The sequence below is a fragment of the Sorlinia euscelidii genome, from assembly GCF_036452135.1.
In the GTDB taxonomy this organism is placed as follows: Bacteria; Pseudomonadota; Alphaproteobacteria; order Acetobacterales; family Acetobacteraceae; genus Sorlinia; species Sorlinia euscelidii.
Window position 1 is genome coordinate 1 of sequence record NZ_JAWJZZ010000007.1, and the last position, 3,926, is coordinate 3,926.

Consider the following 3,926-nt stretch of genomic DNA (forward strand, 5'->3'; position numbering starts at 1 on the left):
CGCGCGTGGTTGCGTCGTGGCAGCACTCCCCATGGGCACCCGTCATTTTCTGTGTCCTCGGCATTTTTTATGCGGCGTTCGGCATGCCGCGTCAGGCATTGTGCGCCGTGGCGGGGCTGATTTTCGGGGTTGGGGAAATCTCCCGTCCCTCGTCCAGACGTCCGGATAAACTATCCAAAGCCGCCTGACTGGCCTGAAAGGACAGGCGCACACGATCACCACCCGAACTCAACGTGATCAGCCGCGCCAAAGGGGCGAGAAGGCGCGGCGGGTCCGGTTGCACGAGTGCGGAACGGGATTGACGCATCGTCTCCGCCCATTTCACCTCCGGGAAAAGACGTGAGGCGACGCGGATATTCCACAATATGCCGATCAGCAGCACGGCAAGAATAAAGCCATCCAGCACTGGATTGGACATGAAGGCGCGATATAACGTCCCGTGCAGCACAAACGCGATCAGCCCGACCAGCGCAAGAAACAGAATCATTCGGGCAAGGTAACGATGCGGTCGGGTCATGGCGTGGTCTTTTGCGGCTTGTGCGGGTAGTAGGCCTCACCCGGCGGGGCAGGCGCGGCACCGACCGCGATGATCTCGAGCTTGTCCGGCGGCGCGATATCCCCTTTGGGCAGGCCCTCGGCGCGTGGATAGATTCGCGTTGTCGCCACACCGGCCTTGATCAGCACGGACCGGACGATCAGCGCGCGCGCCAGTGATATGCGCCGTGGGACGGACGGGTCATCCGCCTGCCCACTCGCATAGGACCGTATCGTAATGCGCAATCCCGGGTCTTTCGCCAGCGAGGTGGCATATGCCTTCAGGGCCGTCAGCATGTTTTCATTCAGATTTGCGCTGCCCGGTTGATAAACCAGCACCATACCCTGCGCTGTCTTCCGCACGCGGCCCTGCACTTTCGGGTCGATAATGACGGGGGCGGGCGCGACGGGCGGGTGGGTCTCGACCGCGACAGGGGGGGGCGCGATGACGACAGATTTGGGCGGCGCGGGCGGCACGTCAGGTGGCGGCCCCACGCGTCGTTCGGCCTCGCGATGGGAGGGTGGCATAGCTGGCGCGCCGTTCGACCCGGCCGCGCTGCCTGAACGCCCATTTGGCGATGTTGCCGTGGCACCTGGCTTCTGAAGGTCAGACGAATAAGCGGGCGTGCGTTTCACACTCTGTTGCCGTGGCGCCGGTTTCACGGGCGCGACATGATCGAGGGCGTCGAAATTTGTCGAAACCTCCGCCGAGGCACTGCCTATATTGACACAAAGCGCGCTGATCGCGACCGCAAGGCCGTAATGGCGCGGACGATGCCTGAAAAGGCAGGGCATCGGACCGCTCGATAGGAACCTGCTCGATTTCATGCGATCATCCCGCTTTATTCAGAAAGGGATTGCAACACCGTTAGGCGTAACGGTCCATGCAAATGACTATTTCCAGCCACGACATTGACGTCCTGGTCAAAGTCGCTGATTTCCTGCCCCTCCGGGGTGGTGACGTAACCACCGGCTTCCTTGACGAGTAGAATGCCCGCGGCGCAATCCCACGGCTTGAGCCCGATCTCCCAAAAACCTTCATAGCGCCCTGCGGCCAGCCAGGCGAGGTCAAGCGCTGCGGCCCCGAAACGCCGGATACCCGCCACTTGCGGCATAAGGCGCGTGAGCACGCGAAGGAAAGGCGCGCGCAGCGCCTCCTGCACTTTGGCAAAGGGAATGCCGGTGGAAAAAACAGCTTCCGACATGACGCGTCGTGCTGAGACGCGCAGACGGCGATCGTTAAGGAAAGCACCCACGCCTTTCTCCGCCCAGAACATCTCATTGGTTGCAGGGTTGTAAACGATGGCGGCCGCGATTTCCGTCTGCCCATCCGAGAAACGGCGTTGCAAAGCGATTGAAATGGCCCATTGCGGGATGCCGTGCAGAAAGTTGGTCGTCCCGTCCAGCGGGTCAACAATCCAGCGCCATGACAGTTATCACCACCGGAAGCGCCGCTTTCCTCCATCAGGAAAGCATAGCCCGGTCGCGCTCGCGCCAGCTCCTCGCGCAAAGTCGCTTCAGCACGCAAATCGGCCTGCGTGACGAAAATCACCCGGTCCTTTGATGCTGACCTGAAGTTGTTCCACTTCTGAAAAATCCCGCAACAGGCGCTTGGCCGCCTTGAGGGCAGCATTTTGCATGACGGTGATGTGCGGGGAGAGGCGCATAAATAACGAGTCCTGATAACGAAAAGACAAGTGAAGATGCGGCGCCCTCGTTAAAGCGCGTCGCTTTTAAGATTTTACTTTTGCGCGCTCGACGTAGGAGGCGTCCTCCGTCCGGACAACAACTTTCTCCCCCGCTTCAATAAAAGGCGGCACCATGGTTTTGACACCGTTGGAGAGGACGGCCGGTTTATAGGAGGAGCTGGCGGTCTGACCTTTCACGACAGGGTCGGCCTCGACAATTTCCAACGTCACATTCGGCGGAAGCGTGACGCCAACCGGGTCACCTTCAACCAGTTTGACGTTGAGCGCCATATTATCCTGTAAAAAAGGCAGTTGATCCCCGAAGAAATCCTTATGCAGCACGACCTGCTCAAATGTTTCAGGGTCCATCAGGACGATATTATCGCCATCCTCGTAAGAATAAGTATAGTCCTTATCCTCTGTCATCAGGCGCTCAACCGTGTCCGCTGTCCGCCAGCGTTCATTGGTTTTATTGCCTGTCGTGAGGTCGCGCATTTCAACCTGAATAAACGCGCCGCCTTTGCCGGGTGTGATGATCTGTTGCTTCAAAACACTCCATCGACGTCCGTCATGCTCAATGACTTGGCCGGCGCGGATCAAGTTAGCCTGCTGTTTCATAAAATCTTACTCTCTGGGACGTGTCGATCGGGTTTCAGGTCACTGCCATAGCGGCCCGCGGAGGTTTTTTTACGCTTCTCGCGGGGTTTGGGCAAGACGGCGGAAGCACGGAGTACGTGCATGGGCGGTAGGCAGAGCGGCTCGCGTTGGGAGACCTGTCAGAAATCGCTGTTTCGGCCATTTGTGATGGCGGCCCTTCGGGTCCGTGACGCCCTCCAGCATTGCCGGACCCGCCTCAAGATAATGCGGCCCTAGCGGCACTTTGCCATATCCGCCGGCAATGTCCATCACATAAGTCGGCCAGGCAAGGCCCGTCACGCGCCCGCGTAAACCGCGCAGAATTTCCAGCCCTCTCTCGACAGGCACACGGAAATGCTCTGTCCCCGGAGCCGGGTCAAGATGATGAAGGTTAATAAGGTTTGACGCCAAGCTGCACCAGTCGCCGCAATAACGCCTCCATCACCACCACCGAATCATTGACGCCGCGCAGCAGGACGGACTGGCTCAGCACCGGAATGCCGCGTTTCCGCACATGGCGCAGTGCCTGGGACGCCGCTTCGGATAATTCGGCGGCGTGATTGACATGGGTGACGAGCCAAAGGGCCTTCTCTGTTGAAAGCGCGTCCAGAAGGGCCGGAGTCATTCGGTCAGGGTCCGCCACTGGCACGCGGGAATGGATGCGGATAATGTCAATATGCGCCATGTCAGAGAGGGCGGAAATAATGTGCGCCAGGCGGCGGGGGCTGAGCATGAGGGGATCCCCGCCCGTCAGGATCACCTCCCGCACGTCCTGATGCTGACGGAACCAGTCCAGCGCGGCTTCAAGTTCCGCATCCGTCAGCAGACCCCCTTCCGCGCCGACGCGTTCCCGCCGGAAGCAGAAGCGGCAATAAATGGGGCAGATCAGAAGCGGCGTGAGGAGCGCGCGATCCTCATAACGATGCACGACACCTTTCACCGGCGTATGACGCGCATCGCCAATCGGGTCCGCCATTTGAAATGCGGCCTGATCAAGCTCTTCCACACGCGGGATCACCTGCCGACCGATCGGGTCGTCGGGGCTCTGGATGAGCGCGCGGAAGGCCG

3 protein-coding genes and 2 pseudogenes are annotated in these 3,926 nt (G+C 59.9%); all 5 read right to left on the reverse strand.

Annotated elements, in window-relative coordinates:
- Positions 1 to 91: 91 nt before the first annotated feature.
- On the reverse strand, positions 92 to 517 hold the full coding sequence (locus tag CGLAMM_RS10885) for a hypothetical protein (protein WP_418115686.1): 426 nt from the start codon (positions 515 to 517) through the stop codon (positions 92 to 94).
- Entirely contained in the window at positions 514 to 1,362 is an 849-nt protein-coding gene (locus CGLAMM_RS10890; RefSeq protein WP_394818724.1) for an OmpA family protein, read from the reverse strand. The genes CGLAMM_RS10885 and CGLAMM_RS10890 overlap by 4 nt, the downstream gene beginning before the upstream one ends.
- Positions 1,363 to 1,376: 14 nt before the next feature.
- A pseudogene (locus CGLAMM_RS10895) lies at positions 1,377 to 2,201 on the reverse strand (inositol monophosphatase family protein).
- 66 nt (positions 2,202 to 2,267) lie between these two features.
- Positions 2,268 to 2,840 (reverse strand): elongation factor P, encoded by a 573-nt coding sequence (gene efp / locus CGLAMM_RS10900; RefSeq protein WP_418115687.1) that lies wholly within the window; start codon positions 2,838 to 2,840, stop codon positions 2,268 to 2,270.
- A gap of 180 nt (positions 2,841 to 3,020) precedes the next feature.
- Positions 3,021 to 3,926: pseudogene (locus CGLAMM_RS10905) on the reverse strand (lysine-2,3-aminomutase-like protein); the annotation flags it as partial.

Coding starts and splice junctions, on each gene's coding strand:
- CGLAMM_RS10885 (WP_418115686.1), bottom strand. CDS start 517: ATGACCCGACCGCATCGTTACCTTGCCCGAATGATTCTGTTTCTTGCG.
- efp (WP_418115687.1), bottom strand. CDS start 2,840: ATGAAACAGCAGGCTAACTTGATCCGCGCCGGCCAAGTCATTGAGCAT.
- CGLAMM_RS10890 (WP_394818724.1), bottom strand. CDS start 1,362: ATGAAATCGAGCAGGTTCCTATCGAGCGGTCCGATGCCCTGCCTTTTC.